The organism is Nocardioides carbamazepini (assembly GCF_024614185.1).
GTDB classification, from domain to species: domain Bacteria; phylum Actinomycetota; class Actinomycetes; order Propionibacteriales; family Nocardioidaceae; genus Nocardioides; species Nocardioides carbamazepini.
Genome location: NZ_JAHTLF010000003.1, coordinates 1 through 15,700, shown reverse-complemented (window position 1 = coordinate 15,700; position 15,700 = coordinate 1). Strand labels below are relative to the sequence as shown.

At 73.1% G+C, this 15,700-nt stretch carries 12 protein-coding genes; 2 read left to right on the top strand and 10 right to left on the bottom strand.

Annotated elements, in window-relative coordinates; genetic code table 11:
- Positions 1–12 precede the first annotated feature (12 nt).
- Positions 13–1,740, top strand: coding sequence for a 3-oxosteroid 1-dehydrogenase (gene kstD / locus KVF89_RS00650; protein ID WP_257422565.1), 1,728 nt, complete (start codon positions 13–15; stop codon positions 1,738–1,740).
- On the opposite strand, the gene KVF89_RS00645 is transcribed toward kstD, so the two are convergent.
- Positions 1,703–2,044 carry a DUF2784 domain-containing protein gene (locus KVF89_RS00645; protein WP_257422564.1) on the bottom strand — a complete coding sequence of 114 codons (342 nt, stop codon included), beginning with the start codon at positions 2,042–2,044 and terminating at the stop codon, positions 1,703–1,705. The genes kstD and KVF89_RS00645 overlap by 38 nt on opposite strands.
- 352 nt (positions 2,045–2,396) lie before the next feature.
- On the opposite strand from KVF89_RS00645, the gene KVF89_RS00640 reads away from it, so the two are divergent.
- Positions 2,397–7,346 carry an SdrD B-like domain-containing protein gene (locus KVF89_RS00640; RefSeq protein ID WP_257422563.1) on the top strand — a complete coding sequence of 1,650 codons (4,950 nt, stop codon included), beginning with the start codon at positions 2,397–2,399 and terminating at the stop codon, positions 7,344–7,346.
- Between the two features lie 269 nt (positions 7,347–7,615).
- Here KVF89_RS00640 and KVF89_RS00635 read toward each other — a convergent pair whose 3' ends face one another.
- The 9 genes from KVF89_RS00635 to KVF89_RS00595 form a co-directional block, all read right to left on the bottom strand.
- Positions 7,616–8,221 (bottom strand): GrpB family protein, encoded by a 606-nt coding sequence (locus KVF89_RS00635; protein ID WP_257423002.1) that lies wholly within the window; start codon positions 8,219–8,221, stop codon positions 7,616–7,618.
- 2 nt (positions 8,222–8,223) lie between these two features.
- Positions 8,224–8,889, bottom strand: a complete 666-nt coding sequence (locus tag KVF89_RS00630; protein WP_257422562.1) for a response regulator — start codon at positions 8,887–8,889, stop codon at positions 8,224–8,226.
- Between the two features lie 8 nt (positions 8,890–8,897).
- Positions 8,898–10,172, bottom strand: coding sequence for a sensor histidine kinase (locus KVF89_RS00625; RefSeq protein ID WP_257422561.1), 1,275 nt, complete (start codon positions 10,170–10,172; stop codon positions 8,898–8,900).
- The gene (locus KVF89_RS00620; RefSeq protein ID WP_257422560.1) at positions 10,169–11,146 is read right to left on the bottom strand and encodes an acyltransferase family protein; all 978 of its coding nucleotides are present in this window, start codon (positions 11,144–11,146) and stop codon (positions 10,169–10,171) included. The genes KVF89_RS00625 and KVF89_RS00620 overlap by 4 nt, the downstream gene beginning before the upstream one ends.
- Positions 11,143–12,081 carry a D-alanine--D-alanine ligase family protein gene (locus tag KVF89_RS00615; RefSeq protein WP_257422559.1) on the bottom strand — a complete coding sequence of 313 codons (939 nt, stop codon included), beginning with the start codon at positions 12,079–12,081 and terminating at the stop codon, positions 11,143–11,145. Before KVF89_RS00615 ends, KVF89_RS00620 begins: the two co-directional genes overlap by 4 nt.
- Positions 12,078–13,244, bottom strand: coding sequence for an alanine racemase (gene alr / locus KVF89_RS00610; protein WP_257422558.1), 1,167 nt, complete (start codon positions 13,242–13,244; stop codon positions 12,078–12,080). The genes KVF89_RS00615 and alr overlap by 4 nt, the downstream gene beginning before the upstream one ends.
- Entirely contained in the window at positions 13,241–13,864 is a 624-nt protein-coding gene (locus tag KVF89_RS00605; protein ID WP_257422557.1) for a M15 family metallopeptidase, read from the bottom strand. The genes alr and KVF89_RS00605 overlap by 4 nt, the downstream gene beginning before the upstream one ends.
- 79 nt (positions 13,865–13,943) lie before the next feature.
- Positions 13,944–15,047: a Calx-beta domain-containing protein gene (locus KVF89_RS00600; RefSeq protein WP_257422556.1), complete on the bottom strand. Its 1,104-nt coding sequence runs from the start codon at positions 15,045–15,047 to the stop codon at positions 13,944–13,946.
- 93 nt (positions 15,048–15,140) lie between these two features.
- On the bottom strand, positions 15,141–15,700 hold a 560-nt coding region (locus tag KVF89_RS00595), incomplete at its 5' end, for an HNH endonuclease signature motif containing protein (protein ID WP_257422555.1).

The following is a 15,700-nucleotide window of genomic DNA, read 5'->3' as shown; positions in this document are numbered from 1 at the left end:
AAGGAGTGATGGATGACCGACGAGACGTACGACGTGGTCGTGGTGGGCTCCGGCGGGGCGGGCATGGCGGCCGCGATCACCGCCGCGGCGCACGGGCTGTCGACGGTGGTGCTGGAGAAGGCGCCGGTCTGGGGCGGCACGACCGCCCGCTCGGGTGGCGGCGTGTGGATTCCCGGGAACGACGTCCTCCGCAAGCATGTCCCGGCCGACGATCTCGACCACGCCCGGCGCTACCTGCACGCGATCGTCGACCCGGCAGCCGGTGTCGACCCGACGAGGATCGACACCTACCTCGACCGGGGTGCCGAGGCGCTGCGCTTCCTCACCGAGCACTCCGCGCTCGACCTCGAGTGGGTGCGCGGCTACTCCGACTACTTCCCCGAGGCGCCCGGCGGCCGGGCCGGGGGCCGCTCCTGCGAGCCGCTGCCGTTCGACACCCGGCGGATCGGCGCGGACGCCGCCACGATGCAGCCCTTCTACACCAAGGCGCCGCTCAACGTCGTGGTCAAGCAGTCCGACTACCGCTGGCTGAGCACCGGGCTGCGGCACTGGCGCGGACCGCTGCACCTGCTCCGCGTCGGCCTCCGCACGATCCTCGCAAGGCTGCGCGGCCGCCGCCTCGTCGGGCTCGGCAGCGCGCTGTCGTCGTCCCTGTTGGTGGGCCTGCGCGAGCTCGGCGTACCCCTCCGCCTCGACACCGCCCTGGCCGAGCTGATCCGGGACGGAGACCGGGTGACCGGTGTCCTCACCACGGCCGGCGACCGGATCACCGCCCGCCGCGGCGTCGTCCTGGCCTGCGGCGGCTTCGACCACTCCGCCGCGATGCGCGCCGAGCACCAGCGCGAGCCCGCGGGACCCCGGCTCTCCCTCGGTGCCGCCACCAACACCGGTGACGGCATCCGCGCCGCGCTCGACGTGGGCGCGGCGACCGCGCTGATGGACGACGCCTGGTGGGCACCGTCGATCCCGCTCCCCCGCGGCCCGTGGTTCGCGCTCGCCGAGCGGTCGCTGCCCGGCAGCATCATCGTCAACGCGCGCGGCGAGCGGTTCATGAACGAGTCGCTGCCGTACGTCGAGGCCACGCACCGCATGTTCGGCGGCCGGTACGGCGCCGGGGACGGCCCGGCCGAGAACCTCCCGTGCTGGCTGGTGTTCGACCAGACCTACCGCGACCGCTACCTCTTCGCCGGCGTCACCGGCGGCCGCCCACTCCCGAAGTCCTGGCTGGCGGACGGCGCGATCACCCGGGCCGGGAGCCTTGGCGAGCTGGCGGCGGCGATCGGCGTACCGACGGGTGTGCTGGCGGGGACGGTGGACCGCTTCAACGGATTCGCGCGGGCGGGCGTCGACGCGGACTTCCACCGCGGTGCGTCGGCGTACGACCACTACTACGGCGACACGACGAACAAGCCCAACCCGAGCCTCGGCGCACTGACGAAGGCTCCGTTCTACGCGGCCCGGATGGTGCCGGCGGACCTCGGCACCAAGGGCGGCGTCCTCACCGACGAGCGGGCGCGGGCGCTGCGCGCGGACGGCAGCGTGATCGCGGGCCTCTACGCCGCGGGCAACGCGAGCGCGGCCGTCATGGGCCACACGTACGCCGGGCCCGGGGCGACCATCGGCCCGGCGCTGGTGTTCGGCTACCTGGCCGCACTCGACTGCGCCGCACCCGACGCACCCGACGCACCTGCCGACACCGGCGTCAGCGGATCGCGAACCCGAGCCACGAACCCAGGATGACCGTGGCCACGACGACCTCGACCCGGCGGGCGAGGCGCGAGGGGTAGACCCGGTTCTCCAGGTAGTGCGCGATGAACCCGCGCTCGTCCATGCGCGGCTTGCCGGCTCCCTCGCGGCCCCAGTCCTCGAGACGGGAGAGCGGGCAGGCCGCGTCGGTCGCGGCCATCCGCCCGCCCCAGATCGCGGCGGCGAGGTGCGGGATGAACACCCACGGCATCAGCCAGGCGAGGAAGCCGCCGATCACCGTGAAGCCGACGAACAGGACGTGCACCACGAAGGCTCCTGCCGCGACCAACCGATGCACGAGCCCGAGTCTAGGCACCAGGACGGTGCGCTCATCCGCGGGTACCGACGTCGAACCGCCGGCACACCTCCCGCAGCACGAAATGCCCGGCCGGCGCACCCCGCGGCGCCGCTGACGCCCGCCGTTCTCGCTGTCGTCGGCAGACGTCTGGCCCATCTGCTCAGACGTTCCTGACCACGGAATTATCACGCGAAAACTCGATGATGAACGTCACCCTCACAGCGCTCCTCCCGGATTTGTCCTGCCCTCCGTCGGCGATGAAGGTAGGAGCGGTGACCGGCCTCGGGAGGGCCGATGTCACGGAGCGGTTCCGGGTGCTGCTCGCGTTTGGTCTCATACGGAGGGAATCTCAGTGACCAGGTCCAGCCCGGCGCCTACTGGCGCGCCCGGAAACAGCTCGCACGCCCGACGCGTGCTCTCGATGACGATCGCGCTGCTGCTCGCGATCCTGACGGTGGCCGGCATCAGCCCGTCCGCCGGTGCGGCCACGCCCGGCATCACCAGCAGCCTGCTCAAGAACGGCCAGCCGGTCGCGCCGGGCACGGTGCTCAACGAGGGCGACAAGCTCGAGCTGCGCGTGCAATACGACCGCAGCGTCGGCGCCGGCACGTCCGTGGAGTTCGAGTTCGACCCCAACGTCGTGGTGTCGAAGCCGAGCGGCAACGAGGCGATCGAGTCGATCACCCAGACGGGCAACAAGGTCGTCATCACCTTCAAGGACCCGTGGCCCGCGACGGTCAACCAGGGTGTCTTCGACATCGACCTGACGGTCGACTCGGTCGAGCACAGCTCCAAGGAGCCGATCACCTGGAAGGTCGACGGCGACCAGAGCTCGGTGCCCGTCGTCATCGTCAACAACGGCGACCAGCCGGCGAACGTGACGAGCGAGCGGTACGCCAAGAAGCTCAACGGCTCCGACCGTCCCAGCGGCAACCCGCTGGTCTGGCCCAACAACCGGGTCACGGTCACCAACGGTGTCGTCGCGGTCTCCCCGGCGATCCTCGACGACACGCTGACCTACCGGCTCGAGGTCGACACCCCCAACGCCGGCCCGGCGCGCACCAACTGGGAGATCGCCGACACGCTGCCGTCCGGCTTGGCGTACGTTCCCGGCTCGTTCGCGGCCAAGCTGACCTCCTGGGACGACGACCTGCTCAACCGCACGGTCCAGGATCCGTTCCCCTTCACTCCCACGCTGACCGGCGACTCCTTCTCCACCAGGGTCGACCTCCCCGCGCCGTCGCTGCTCAGCGTCGAGTACCGGGTCCGCGTTCCCGACGAGGCCGCGCGTCTCGCCCTGCAGACCGCGCTCCAGGCGAAGTACGACGCCCTGGTGGCCGGTGCCGGCCACGGCAACTTCCAGATCGAGCTCAACAACACCGCGAAGTTCGGCGGCAGCATCGAGCGGACCGCCCACCTGCGCCTGCGCGGCACCGTGGCCGACCCGAACCCGGGGCCGGACCTGAACGCGGCCTTCGCCAAGAGCGCGAGCTGGTCCTCGCGCAACGTCGAGACCGACGCCGACGGCGACCTCACTCCGCCGGAGGACCTCACCTACACCCTGCGTGCGGACCTGACGAAGTGGGACAACGACGGCGCGAACCCGAACCGCGTCCTCGGCCAGAACGTCGTCATCCGTGACGAGCTGCCCACCCAGGCCTCGTGGAAGACCGGCGATCCGAGCTTCATCAGCACCGTCGGGCGTGGCTCCGGCGGCGCCGGTGGCCTCGCGCTGAACAACGCGGGCACGTGCCCGGGCACCTCGGCGGCGGACTTCCGCGGCGACGCCTTCATTGGCACGTACTGCGTCAGCGGGCAGGTCCTGCTGATCAACGTGGGCAAGGACGACTCCACGAACGTCGACATCCGCGCCAAGGTGCTGGTCAACAGCGTGACCGGCCTGACCAAGGCCGGCTCGACCACGATCGCCGGCGCGACGGCGTACCGGCTGCGCAACACGGCCACCTTCGACTACACCACCGGCAGCCCGGCCTCGCGCCAGGTCGACGTGACGGTCGTCGAGCTCCCCGACGGCACGGACGGCTACAACGACGAGACCGTCTTCGCCAAGTCGGGTGTCGCCAGCAGCACCGAGGTCGACCCGGGTGAGTCCACCACGGTCCGCTACACCTTCCGCCTCGCCGGCGGCAAGGGGATCGACGCGGCCAAGAGCCACATCATCGATGCCGTCGACCCCGACCTCTTCGTGCTCCCGGGCACTCTGTCCGACGTGATCGTCCCCGGCGACGGCAGCGGCGGCAGCAAGTACGACGGCCAGAATCTCGACTCCTCGCACTTCGTGGTCACCAAGGTCGGCAGCGACCTCAAGATCGAGCTCAGCGACGCGGGCAAGGCGCTCGCCCAGGCCCGGGGCACGGACAAGGAGTGGCGCGTCGTCATCGACCTGTCCACCCGCCCCATCGGAGCGGCCGGTCCGCCTCCGGTCAAGGAGACGCTGGAGATCCGCAACCGGGCCGTCCTCTACGGCGAGGACGAGAAGGAGCACTACTGGTCCGAGCACACGACCGAGTCCACGTCGTACGGCGACGAGGCGGAGGTCCGCAAGCGGGTCTTCGACCCGTGGGACGAGGAGTGGGTGCCGACCCTCAAGGCCTACGTCGACGCCGACGGCACCTTGGTCCGGGACCTCTACACCTACCGGGTCGAGTTCCTGCCGCACGGCAACTTCAACGGCGTGGTGATCAGCCCCGTCGTGGACAAGCTGCCGGCCGGAGTGAGCTTCGTCGGCTTCGTCGACGAGGCCGACGCCGCCACCGGCGCGGGCGCCGCCACCGGGCCGCGGGACATCGGGGGCAACCTCGAAGCCGTCTACGCCGCGGCCGAGCGCACGGTGACCCTGCGCCAGAAGACGGGCACGGTGCTCGACGCCAGCCAGCCGATCGCGGCGTACCTCGTCGTCAGGGTGAACGACCCCTCCGACGTCACCGAGCCGATCGTCAACATCATCGACGACAGCCACGCCACCATCGAGCCCGGCGACCCGCCGAGCATCGACATCGAGAAGTGGACCGTCGAGCCGACGTCCTCCGGTCCGCTCTACGACGCGGCCGGGGCGCTCGTCAACGACGGCTTCTACGGCGACTTCGACGCCGCCGGCCCCGGCAAGGAGCTGACCATCGACGAGGCCCAGCAGATCCGGTTCACGATCTCGAACGACGGCGGGGAGCCCCTGACGGACATCGAGGTCTCCGACGAGCTGGTCTCCGGCGCCGGTGTCGTGCAGGACCTGGCCTGCGTGTTCCCCGGTGGTGCGACGCCGGGCACTCAGTGGTCCGGTCCGTTCCAGCCGGGTGCGAAGTTCGAGTGCACCGGCACGCTCACCCTGGACGACTTCGCCCAGAGCCACGTCGACCGGGCGAGCGTCACCGGGATCGGCGTCCACTCCCGGGAGAAGGTCACCGACGACGACCCGTGGCGGGCGCACACCCGGCCCAAGGCCGTCTCGGTGGGCGACTTCGTGTGGCTCGACGAGAACCGCGACGGACGCCAGACCACGGGTGAGCCGGGGATCCCCGGCGTGCTGCTGGAGCTGGTCGGTCCCGACGGCCAGCCGGTGACCGACATCGACGACAAGCCCGTGCTGCCGGTCCGGACCGGTCCGGACGGGGAGTACGTCTTCGAGCGGCTTCCCGCGCTGACCGGGACGGAGACCTACACCGTGCGGATCGTGGCCGACGAACCGCAGACCCGCGACGTGCTCGAGCCGTACGTGCCGGCCCCCGCCGGCCGTGGCGACCGTGCCGGCGACTCCTCCACCGGCGAGGTCTCGACCCTTCCGGGCGAGCTGCAGGACGATGGTGCGCACGACCCGACGCTGGACTTCGGGTTCATGCTCAAGTCGTACGCCGTGGGTGACGTGGTCTGGATCGACCGGGACCGCGACGGGATCCAGGACGCCGACGAGGCGCCCCTGGCCGGCGTACGCGTGGAGCTGACCGACGCCGACGGCGAACCGGTCAGGGACGTGCACGGCGACGTGGTCGAGGCCACGACGACCGACGCCCAGGGCCGCTACCTGTTCGACGAGCTGGGGGAGGGCGACTATCGGGTCCGCTTCACGCTGACGCCCGACCAGGCCGCGCGCTACCAGTTCACCGCCACCGACGCGGGCGACGACCCGAAGGACTCCGACGCCCACGTGCAGGCCGATCCTGCCGCGGGTCTGACGGCGTCGTTCCGGCTCGACGACACCAACGCCGCCCTCAGCGGCAGCTACGCCGACCAGGACTTCGAGGCCACGCAGGGCGTGGACCCGACCTGGGACGCGGGCGTGGTGCTCAAGCGGGTCTCGGTCGGCGACCTGGTCTGGCTCGATGAGGACCGCGACGGCCGTCAGGACGCCGGCGAGCCCGGCATCCCGGGCGTCGTGCTGGTCCTGGTCGGTCCGGACGGCCAGCCCGTGACCGACGTGTTCGGCCAGCCGGTCGGGCCGCGGACGACCGATGCCGAGGGGCGCTACTCGTTCGACGACCTGCCGGCCCTGACCGGATCGGACACCTACCGGGTGCGGATCGACCGCACTGCCTCGGCGAAGGCGCTCGCGCCCTACACCCCCGCACCGGCCAAGGTCGGGGACCGCGAGGGTGACTCGGACCTGTGGGAGGCCACGTCGCTGACCGGTGGTCTCCGCGAGGACGGGGACCGCGACCCGACGCTGGACTTCGGCTTCATGCTGAAGAGCTACGCGATCGGCGACCTCGTCTGGATCGACAAGAACGACGACGGTCGTCAGGGCGTCGGCGAGAAGCCGCTGGCCGGCGTGCAGGTGGAGCTCCTGGACGTCCGCACCGGCGGGGTGGTCGCCACCACGCTCACCGACGCGGCGGGCCGCTACCTGTTCGACAACCTGCCGGCCGGCACCTACCAGGTCCGGTTCACGTTGACGAAGCAGCAGGCGAAGAGGTACGAGTTCACCCGCCGCAACGCCGGCAGCGACGACGCACGGGACTCGGACGCCCACCGGGTGCGCGGTACGACCGGACCGATCGTGCTCGACGACAGCAACACCGCGTTGGTGCGGTCCTACGACAGGACCGTCGGTGCCAGTGAGGGCATCGATCCCACGTGGGACGCGGGAGTCGTCCTGACCGGGGACGTCGGCGGCGAGAGCGCCGGCGGCGGCAAGGGTCGCGGCGGCGACGTCGCCGGAGTCAGCAGCTCCGGTGGCCTGCCCGGCACCGGCTCGCCGGTCGGCATCGGCCTGATCATCGGCGCCCTGGCGCTGATCCTGGGTGGAGTCGCGGTCCTGGTGACCGGACGACGCCGGGGCGCGCTGCACTGATCCGAGGAGACTGATCCGCCACGACGGGGACCGGGCTCGGGCCCCGGTCCCCGTCGTGGCTCCCGGATGACGGCCGTGCCGGGCTCGGCACGCTCACCCCACCAGCTCATGCTCGATGACGTCCTCGCACACTGGGCACCGACCCGCCGGGCGGGTGATCGCCACCGTCGAGCGTCGTACCCGGCGTTCGGGTCGCTGATCCGGCTCCCGGACGACCCGGACGCCGGGTACGACGACAGCCCGGCCCCCCGGGGGGACGGCGCCGACGATCACGCCAAACCGGTCGCGGCGAACGCCCGCCCGTAGATCTCCCGGACCACCCGCTCCTTGCGGGCGTTGTACTGCATGCCGTGCTCACCGGCCGCGCTCGACGCGGCCGCCGCCGTGAGCTTGGCGGCGGCGTACCGCTCCCGCTCGTCGGGGTTGCCGCGCAGCCAGTCGCGGAAGATCCGGTGCCGGACCACCTCGGGGCTGTCGGGGCCGAAGACGTGCAGGTGACAGGCGGGCGCGGTGCCGCGCAGCAGCCGGTGCTCGTGCCACCACGGCTCCCGCACCCGCAGCTCAAGGCCGAGCGCCTCCAACGCGGGGACGTACGCCGCCTCGTCGGCCGGGTCCGCGACGACCAGGTCCACGTCGATGACCGGCTTGGCGGGCAGGCCGGGGACGGAGGTGGAGCCGACGTGCTCGACGACGAGGGCGCGCCAGCCCAGCGCCCGGCGTACCGCCTCGGCGATCTCGTCGAACCGCGCCGGCCAGGCGGGATCCGGCGGGACGACCGCGACGTCCGGGCTGGGACCGGCGCCGTCGACCCACGGCGAGGCGCCCGGCGGGACGGGCGCGTCCTGGAAGGTGACGATGTCGTGACGGCTCGGCACGCTCAACCGACCAGCGCGTGCTCGTGGGCGAAGACCACGATCTGCACCCGGTCCCGCAGGCCCAGCTTGCGCAGGATCGCGCCGACATGGGTCTTCACCGTCGACTCGCTGAGGAACACCCGGCCGGCGATCTCCTGGTTGGACAGGCCCTTCGCGACGGCCGCGAAGACCTCGCGCTCCTTGTCGGTGAGGCCGAGGTACGCCGGCGGCGGGGCCGCGGCCGTCCTGAACTGGCTGTCGAGCAGGGTGGACAGGTCGGTCGGTGCGAGCACCGCGTTGCCGGCGTGGACGGTCCGGATCGCGTCGCGCAGCATCACGGGGGTGGTGCCCTTGAGGAGGAATCCACTGGCGCCGTACCGGATGGCGGTCGCGGCCCGGTCGTCGAGGTTGAAGGTGGTCAGCACGATGACGCGCACCGGGCGCTCGCGCCGGGCGGTGCGGTCGGGCAGGAAGATCTGCCGGGTCGCCTCGACGCCGTCCATCTCCGGCATCCGGACGTCCATCAGCACGACGTCGGGCGCGAGCTCGTCGACCAGCCGCACGGCCGCGACGCCGTCACCGGCCGTGCCGACGACGCCCATGCCGTCCTGGGCGTCGATGATCACCCGCACGCCCTCGCGGAACAGCTCCTGGTCGTCGACGAGAAGGACCTTGATCGGCTCGCTCACACCCGCGATTATCGCGCCCGCACCGGAACCCAGGCGGTCGCGGTGAACGACGGCGGGTCGGTGCGCCGGCGGACGTCGAGCCGGCCGCCGATCGCCTCGAGCCGGCGGCGCATGCCGTCCACCCCCTGGCCGCCCCCGGCCGGAGGCGGGGAGGACGGGGGTGGGGGAGGCGGTGGGAGCGGCACCGCGATCGGGTGGGTCAGGTCGGGAGCGGGCTGGTCCGGGGCCACGGCATTGCGCACCTCGATGCGCAGATCGCCGTGCCAGTGCCGCTCGACGTGGACCGGCTGGTCGCGCGGGCCGTGCTTGATCGCGTTGGTGAGCATCTCCTGGAGCACCCGGAACGCCACGACGGCGAGCTCGGGCGGCATCGGCTGCGGCGTGCCGATCTCGGTGGCGAGCACCTCGTGCCCGCTGGCCCGCACCCCCTCGATCAGACTGTCCAGGTCGGTGTGCTGGGTGGCGGGCGTCGCCCTGCCCGGCTGCTGCGCCGTCGAGGCGAGCACCTGCCGGACGTCGTCGAGCGAGGAGCGCGCCGAGGTGGCGATATTGGCCATGGTGACCTTGAGGCCCTGGGTGTCGGCGTCCTCGAGGTACTGCGCGGACTCGGCCTGCGCGAGGATCACCGCCAGCGAGTGGCCGACGACGTCGTGCACGTCGCGGGCCAGTTGGGCCTGCTCCTCGCGCAGCCGGGCGATCTCCTCGGCCTGGTCACGCTCCGCCTCCGCGGCGACCTGCGAGCGGCGCGAGTCCTGCGAGCGGGAGGCGAACCGCAGCGCCAGGCCGAGCAGCCAGGGTGTGGCGAGCAGGGCGATGGCGAGGATGCCCGCGGTCGCGCGCGCGCCGTAGCCGCCGGCCCGGTACGCGTCCTCCGCCAGGCCGCCCATGCCCAGGCTCTCGAGCCCCTCGTAGAAGGAGTACGGCGAGAGCCAGACGACGGCGATGGCCGCCCCGGCGGGGATGGACAGGCCGCTGAGCCAGACCGTCGGGAGCCGCCCCCACCGCGCGCACCCGAACGCGACGACGGCGAGCAGCACCTCGGTCACCATCGGGTCGACGCCGGTGAGGACCTGGAGCAGGCCGGTGAACCAGGCGACCGCGAGCGCGGCCCCGGGCAGGGCCCGGGACAGCCCGACCGCGACGGCGACGCCGGTGATGACGACGAGCGGCGGCCAGATCTCGGCGTAGTAGTACCGGTTGATCTCGACCAGGCCGACCACGAACGCCGCGACGCCGGCGAGCAGGTCGGGCAGCCAGCGCGCCGAGCGGCTCACCGTACTCATGCCGCCACCTCGGCCTCGGCTCCGGTCGGCCGGCGGGACCACCGGCGCTGGAGCGGCGCCTCGACGTAGCGCCACGAGAGCGCCGCCGCGACCAGGGTCAGCAGCACCGCCGGGAGCGGGGATAGCCAGAGCGAGAGCGGGTAGTTCCACAGGTACGCCGCATAGGACACGGTGCCCAGCGCCACGAGCACGCGCAGCGGTCCGGTCACGGTGACCCGGCTCCGGCAGGCGAGGATCAGCACACCGGTCAGCGCGGCGATGGCCGGACCTCCTGCCAGGTAGGTGAGGGCGTGTCCCCGCAAGGGAATCACACTCAGCGCCGCCAGCGCCGCCAGGGCCGAGGGCGCCGCCCAGGTCGGGAGACGGGGCTCCAGCCGGTCGCCGTACAGCCGCACGGCGGCGCCGATCACGAAGCACCCCGCCCAGCTGGTGGGCAGCGAGTAGGCGAGGTCGGGGTCCTCCGCCAGCCACCAGGTCGTCGCGACGCAGGCCAGGGCGGTGCCGACGGCGGCGAGGACCAGCGCGCGGCCCCGGCCGAGCAGGAGCAGCGCTGCCGGCCACAGCAGGTAGAACTGCTCCTCGGTCGCCAGCGTCCACAGGTGGAAGGTCGCGTCGCTGGCGTGCCCGAACGGCAGGTTCCCGGTCCAGGTGAGCGCCCACAGCACCGTCCAGCCGAGCTCGTCCCGGTCGCCGAGGGGGTCGACGAGCAGCGTCACCAGGACGACGCCGGCCACCAGCACCAGCAGCGGCGGCACCAGCCGCCGGGCGCGGCGGGTGTAGAAGTCGCGCAGGGGTGGACGCCGCTCGAGCACGCCGGTGATCAGGTAGCCCGACAGCGCGAAGAACATGACCACGCCGACGACGCCGGCCCCGGGTGCGAGGTCGGGCAGTGCATGCCGCAGGAGGACCAGACCGACCGCGAGCCCGCGGAGCAGGTCGAGGCCGCCCACTCGTTCCGGACTCGGCAGCCTCACCGGTGGGCGCCGCGGACGAGCTCGTCGAGCAGGTCCGGGTACGTCATCCCGGCGGCCGCGAACATCCGCGGCGCCTGGGAGTGCTCGGTCATGCCGGGCATGGTGTTCACCTCGTTGAGCACCGGTCCCGCCTCGGTGAGGAAGAAGTCGACCCGGGCGACACCGGCGCAACCGAGCGCCTCGAACACCCCGGTCGCCGCGTTCTGCAACGCCTTGGCGTCGGTCTCGTCGAGCGCCGCGGGGATCCGGAAGTCCGCGTTCCCGCCGTACTTCGCGTCGTAGTCGAAGATCCCGTCGGTCACGATCTCCAGCGCGGGCGGGACGAACAGGGTCCCGTCGGCGCGGCGCAGCACCGCGACGTCGACCTCCCGGCCGGCCACCAGGTCCTCGACGAGGATCCGGTCGTCGAGCGCGAAGGCGGCGTCCAGCGCCGGCGCCAGTGCCTCGGGCACGTCGACCCGGCTGACGCCCTGGCTCGACCCGGCCGCGACCGGCTTGACCACCACCGGGTGGGTCCAGCGCAGGTGCGACGCGGTCGCGCGCGTGACCAGGGCACCGGGCGCCGTCGCGATCCCGACCGCCTGCGCGACCAGCTTGGTCGCCCACTTGTCCATGGCCAGCGCGCCGGGGCGGACGCCGCTGCCGACGTACGGCAGGCCGGCGAGCTCGCACAACGCGGCGAGCGCGCCGTCCTCGCCACGCGGACCGTGCACGACCGGGAACACGACGTCACAGCCGCGCAGCACCTGCGCGGCGCCGCTGAGCCCGATCGGGCGCAGCCCCCGGTCGCGCCAGGCCCCGTCCCGACCGATGGTCAGCGGGACGACGTCGTAGGTCGCCGGATCGAGCGCCGCCGCGACCGAGGCGGCGCTCGCGACGGACACGTCGTGCTCGCAGTTCTCGCCGCCGCCGATGACGGCCACCCGGGTCCTCATGCGAGCCGCCTCAGGTACGGCGCGGCCAGGGTCCGGCGCGAGACGCGGGCGCCGATCCCGGTGACGATCTCGTGCTCGATGGTGCCGGCCCAGGCGGCCCACTCGGCGACGGTGGGCTCACCGCCGCCGGCGGTCCCGCCCGGACCGAAGACGGTGACGCACTCCCCCGCCTCCGCGCCGGTCCGGCCCAGGTCGACGACCACCTGGTCCATGGAGATCCGGCCGACCACCGGGCACCGGGTGCCGCGCACCAGCACCTCGGCACAGCCGGAGGCGACGCGCGGCAGGCCGTCGGCGTACCCCAGCGGGAGCAGGCCGAGGTGGGTGGCGTGGGCCGTGCGGTGGGTGTGGCCGTAGCCGACAGGTGTGCCGGCCCGGACGCGGCGCACCTGTGCCAAGGGCGCGGTCAGTGTCATCGCCAGCTCGAGCGCCGTGGTCCCGGACGGGTCGATGCCGACCAGGCCGGCGCCCACCCGGCTCATCGTGTGGTGGGCGCGCGGGTCGGTGAGCGTCGCCGCCGTCGCGGCGAGGTGTCGGTCGCGGGGGCGCAGGCCCGCGCCGCGGGCCACCTCGACCGCCCAGGCGAACCGGGTGCGGCCCAACGCGTTGCAGTCGTCGGCGGGGTCGTCGGCGCAGCCGAGATGGCCCATCACACCGACGACCTCGACCTGCCCCCGGACCTCGGCACGCCGGGCGGCACGGCACAGCGCCGGCCACTCCTCGGGCTCGGCGCCGTCGCGGGCCATGCCTGCGTCGACGTGGAGATGGACGCGGTTGCGACCCGGACCGGCGGCCACCGCGGCCAGGTGGGCGAGGCTCGGCACCGCGACGTCGACGTCCCGGACGGCGGCCGCGGGGAAGTCGGCGTCGACCGGGTTGAGCCAGCTGAGGAGCGGCGCGACGAGACCCGCGTCCCGCAGCGTCCACGCCTCCGCGAGGCTGGTGACCCCGAGCCGGGTGGCACCGTGGGCGAGGGCGGTCCGGGCGACATCGACCGTGCCGTGACCGAAGCCGTCGGCCTTGACCACGGCCATCAGCTCGCCGGCGGTGCGGTCGGCGAGGGTCCGGGTGTTGCGGGCGACAGCGGCGAGGTCGACGGTCAGCTGCGGGGTGCCCTGCGCCAGCGCGCGCGGTTGCACGGCCAGGCCGCCGGTGCGGCTCATGCCGCCACTGCCGAGGCGAGCGGGCCGTAGAGCCCGTGCGGGGCACCGGTCACCAGCGCCCAGTACCGGTCGCCGTAGCTCCAGTGCCACCACTCGGTCGGATAGTTCACCAGGCCCTGCGCCTCGAGCACGCTCGCGAGCAGGGTGCGGTGCGCCCGGGCGTCGGGGCCGATCCCCGCCGCCGCGAACCAGCACCGGCCGTCGCTCTGCTCCGGGGTCGCGTCGATCGGCGTGCCCAGGTCGAGCTCCTCGCCGCAGACGTCGACCAGGGTGAGGTCGACCGCCGCTCCGGCCACGTGGGGCGCCACGTCGACCGGCGCCACGAACCGGCTGGTCAGCCGCTCCAGCGCCTGGTCCCCGAGGCCGGGGTGCAGCGCGGCCAGCTCGGCGCCGTACGACGCCACGATCGCGCGCTGCTCCTCGACCGCGCGGAAGCCCTCGACGACCCGGAGCCGGATGCCGGCGGGCAGCATCCCGTCGGCCGCGACCAGCCGGTACGCCAGCCCGGCACGCACCAGGGCCCCGGACGGTGCGAGGTCGTGCGGGAGCCGGACCAGTGGCTCCCCGCACTCGACGACGGGCACCGCACGGACGCGGGGATCGGACAGCAGGATCGTCATGCGGACCACGCTAGGAACGAGACACCCCGTGGCACCTCCGCCTGAGGTGCCGGTCCGCTGTCCTCAGGTGCCGGGTCCCTCAGCCCGCGGGCGGGTACGCCGCCACGCCGCTGCCGCTCAGGCTCCAGGTGTTGTCGTAGGTCAGCGTCGGCGGGTTCGCCGTGCCGGCGTAGGTGTAGCGGTCCGCGGACACCCGGTTGCTGACCGGCTGCTCGGGCGTGGCGTGGCCGTTGTAGACCAGCGCCCCGCCGAAGCCGCCCTGCCCGACCCGGCCGGCGGCGTTGCCGGGGCTGCCGCCGCAGGACACCGGCATGTTGCCGGTGCTGTTGTTCACCGGGGCGAGCAGGAGGGCGTAGTCCCAGGCGGCCGGGTCCTCGTCGTACCCGATCCCGGCGGCGGTGGCGTCGACCGTGAAGGCGCCGGTGAGCTGGGGCCCGGTCAGGGTGCCCGACCCGGTGCAGGAGCCGCTCGCGGTCCAGGTCACGGTGGCGGACTGGACCGCGTAGTGGACCTGCTGGTCCGCCCACGGCGTGCCCAGGACCGGGTCGTTCGGCTGGAACACGTAGGAGATCGTCCCGCTCCACTCGACGTGCAGCGTGTCCGGCACCGTGCCACCGCTGAAGACGGCGGTCTTGGTCGTGCCGGAGAGGGTGCCGGAGATGGTCTGCGGGAAGGGCGTGCCCGCGCCAGGACCTCCCGACCCCGTGCCGCCATCGTCGTCGAGGATCGTCACCGGAACCTTGGCCGGGCGCACCTTCGCCGCCCCGGTGAGCTTGACGTGGAACGTCTCGGTGGACTCGGCCACCTTGTCGTCGACGACGGCCACCTTGACCTTGGCGCCCTTCTTCCCCTTCCGCACGGTGAGCGTGCCCCGGGCGGCCTTGAAGTCGCTGCCTGCCTGTGCGGAGCCGGCGACGGTCGACCACGAGAGCGACAGGTTCCGCGGCGCCTTCTTCGCCAGCCTCAGCTTCACGACCACCTTGCCGGCCGGCTCGCTCACCGTGACCGGCGCGGCCGTGGCGACCGGCTTGGCCACCGGTCCGGCTGTCGGCGCGAACGTGGAGTCAGCCGTGGGGTCAGCCGTGGGGGCGGCCGTCGCCGGACTCACCGCGAAGGTGCCGGGTACGACGAGCAGTCCGGCCGCGACGAACAGGGCAGGACGGAGCAGGCGTGGGAGGACCATGGGACCACGCTAGGAATCCGCCCGCCGCCGGGCATCAGGGTCGGACCCCAAGGTTTCGCCGACCGCGCGACGGGCCCCGGCCCCGGCCGCGCCTCAGGCGGCGCGTGGTCGGGCGGGTGCGTAGGTGACTCGGCCGTGGAGTGAGTCGAGGGTGGCGCGGGGTGGTGGGGTCCAGACGGGTTGTCGGGTGTCCTGATCGATCTTCACGACCCAGGGGGTGTGGTGGAGGACGGTGTGGTGGTGTCGGCAGACCATCACGAGATTCGGCAGCGCGGTGGTGCCGCCGTCGGCCCAGTGGGTGATGTGGTGGGCGTCGCAGGCCAGCGGCATGCGGGTGCAGCCGGGGAACGCGCAGTGTCGGTCCCGGATGACCAGCGCGATCCAGATCGCGGCGGTGACGAGCCGTTGGGCGCGTCCGACGTCGAGGACCTGGCCCGCGGTGCCGAGGACGGCGGGGATGATCTCGGCGTCGCACGCCATCCGCCGCACGGCGGTGGCGGAGAGCCGGGCTCCGGTGGGGGTCCGGCCGCCGCGGGCGTAGCCGGCGTCGATGACCTGCTGCTTCAACGAGTCCTGGTCGATGAGCACGATCACGCGGGGCTTCGAGCCGTGGTCGCGGGGCAGGTCGTCGGTGGCGGCGAGCCGGTCGCAGG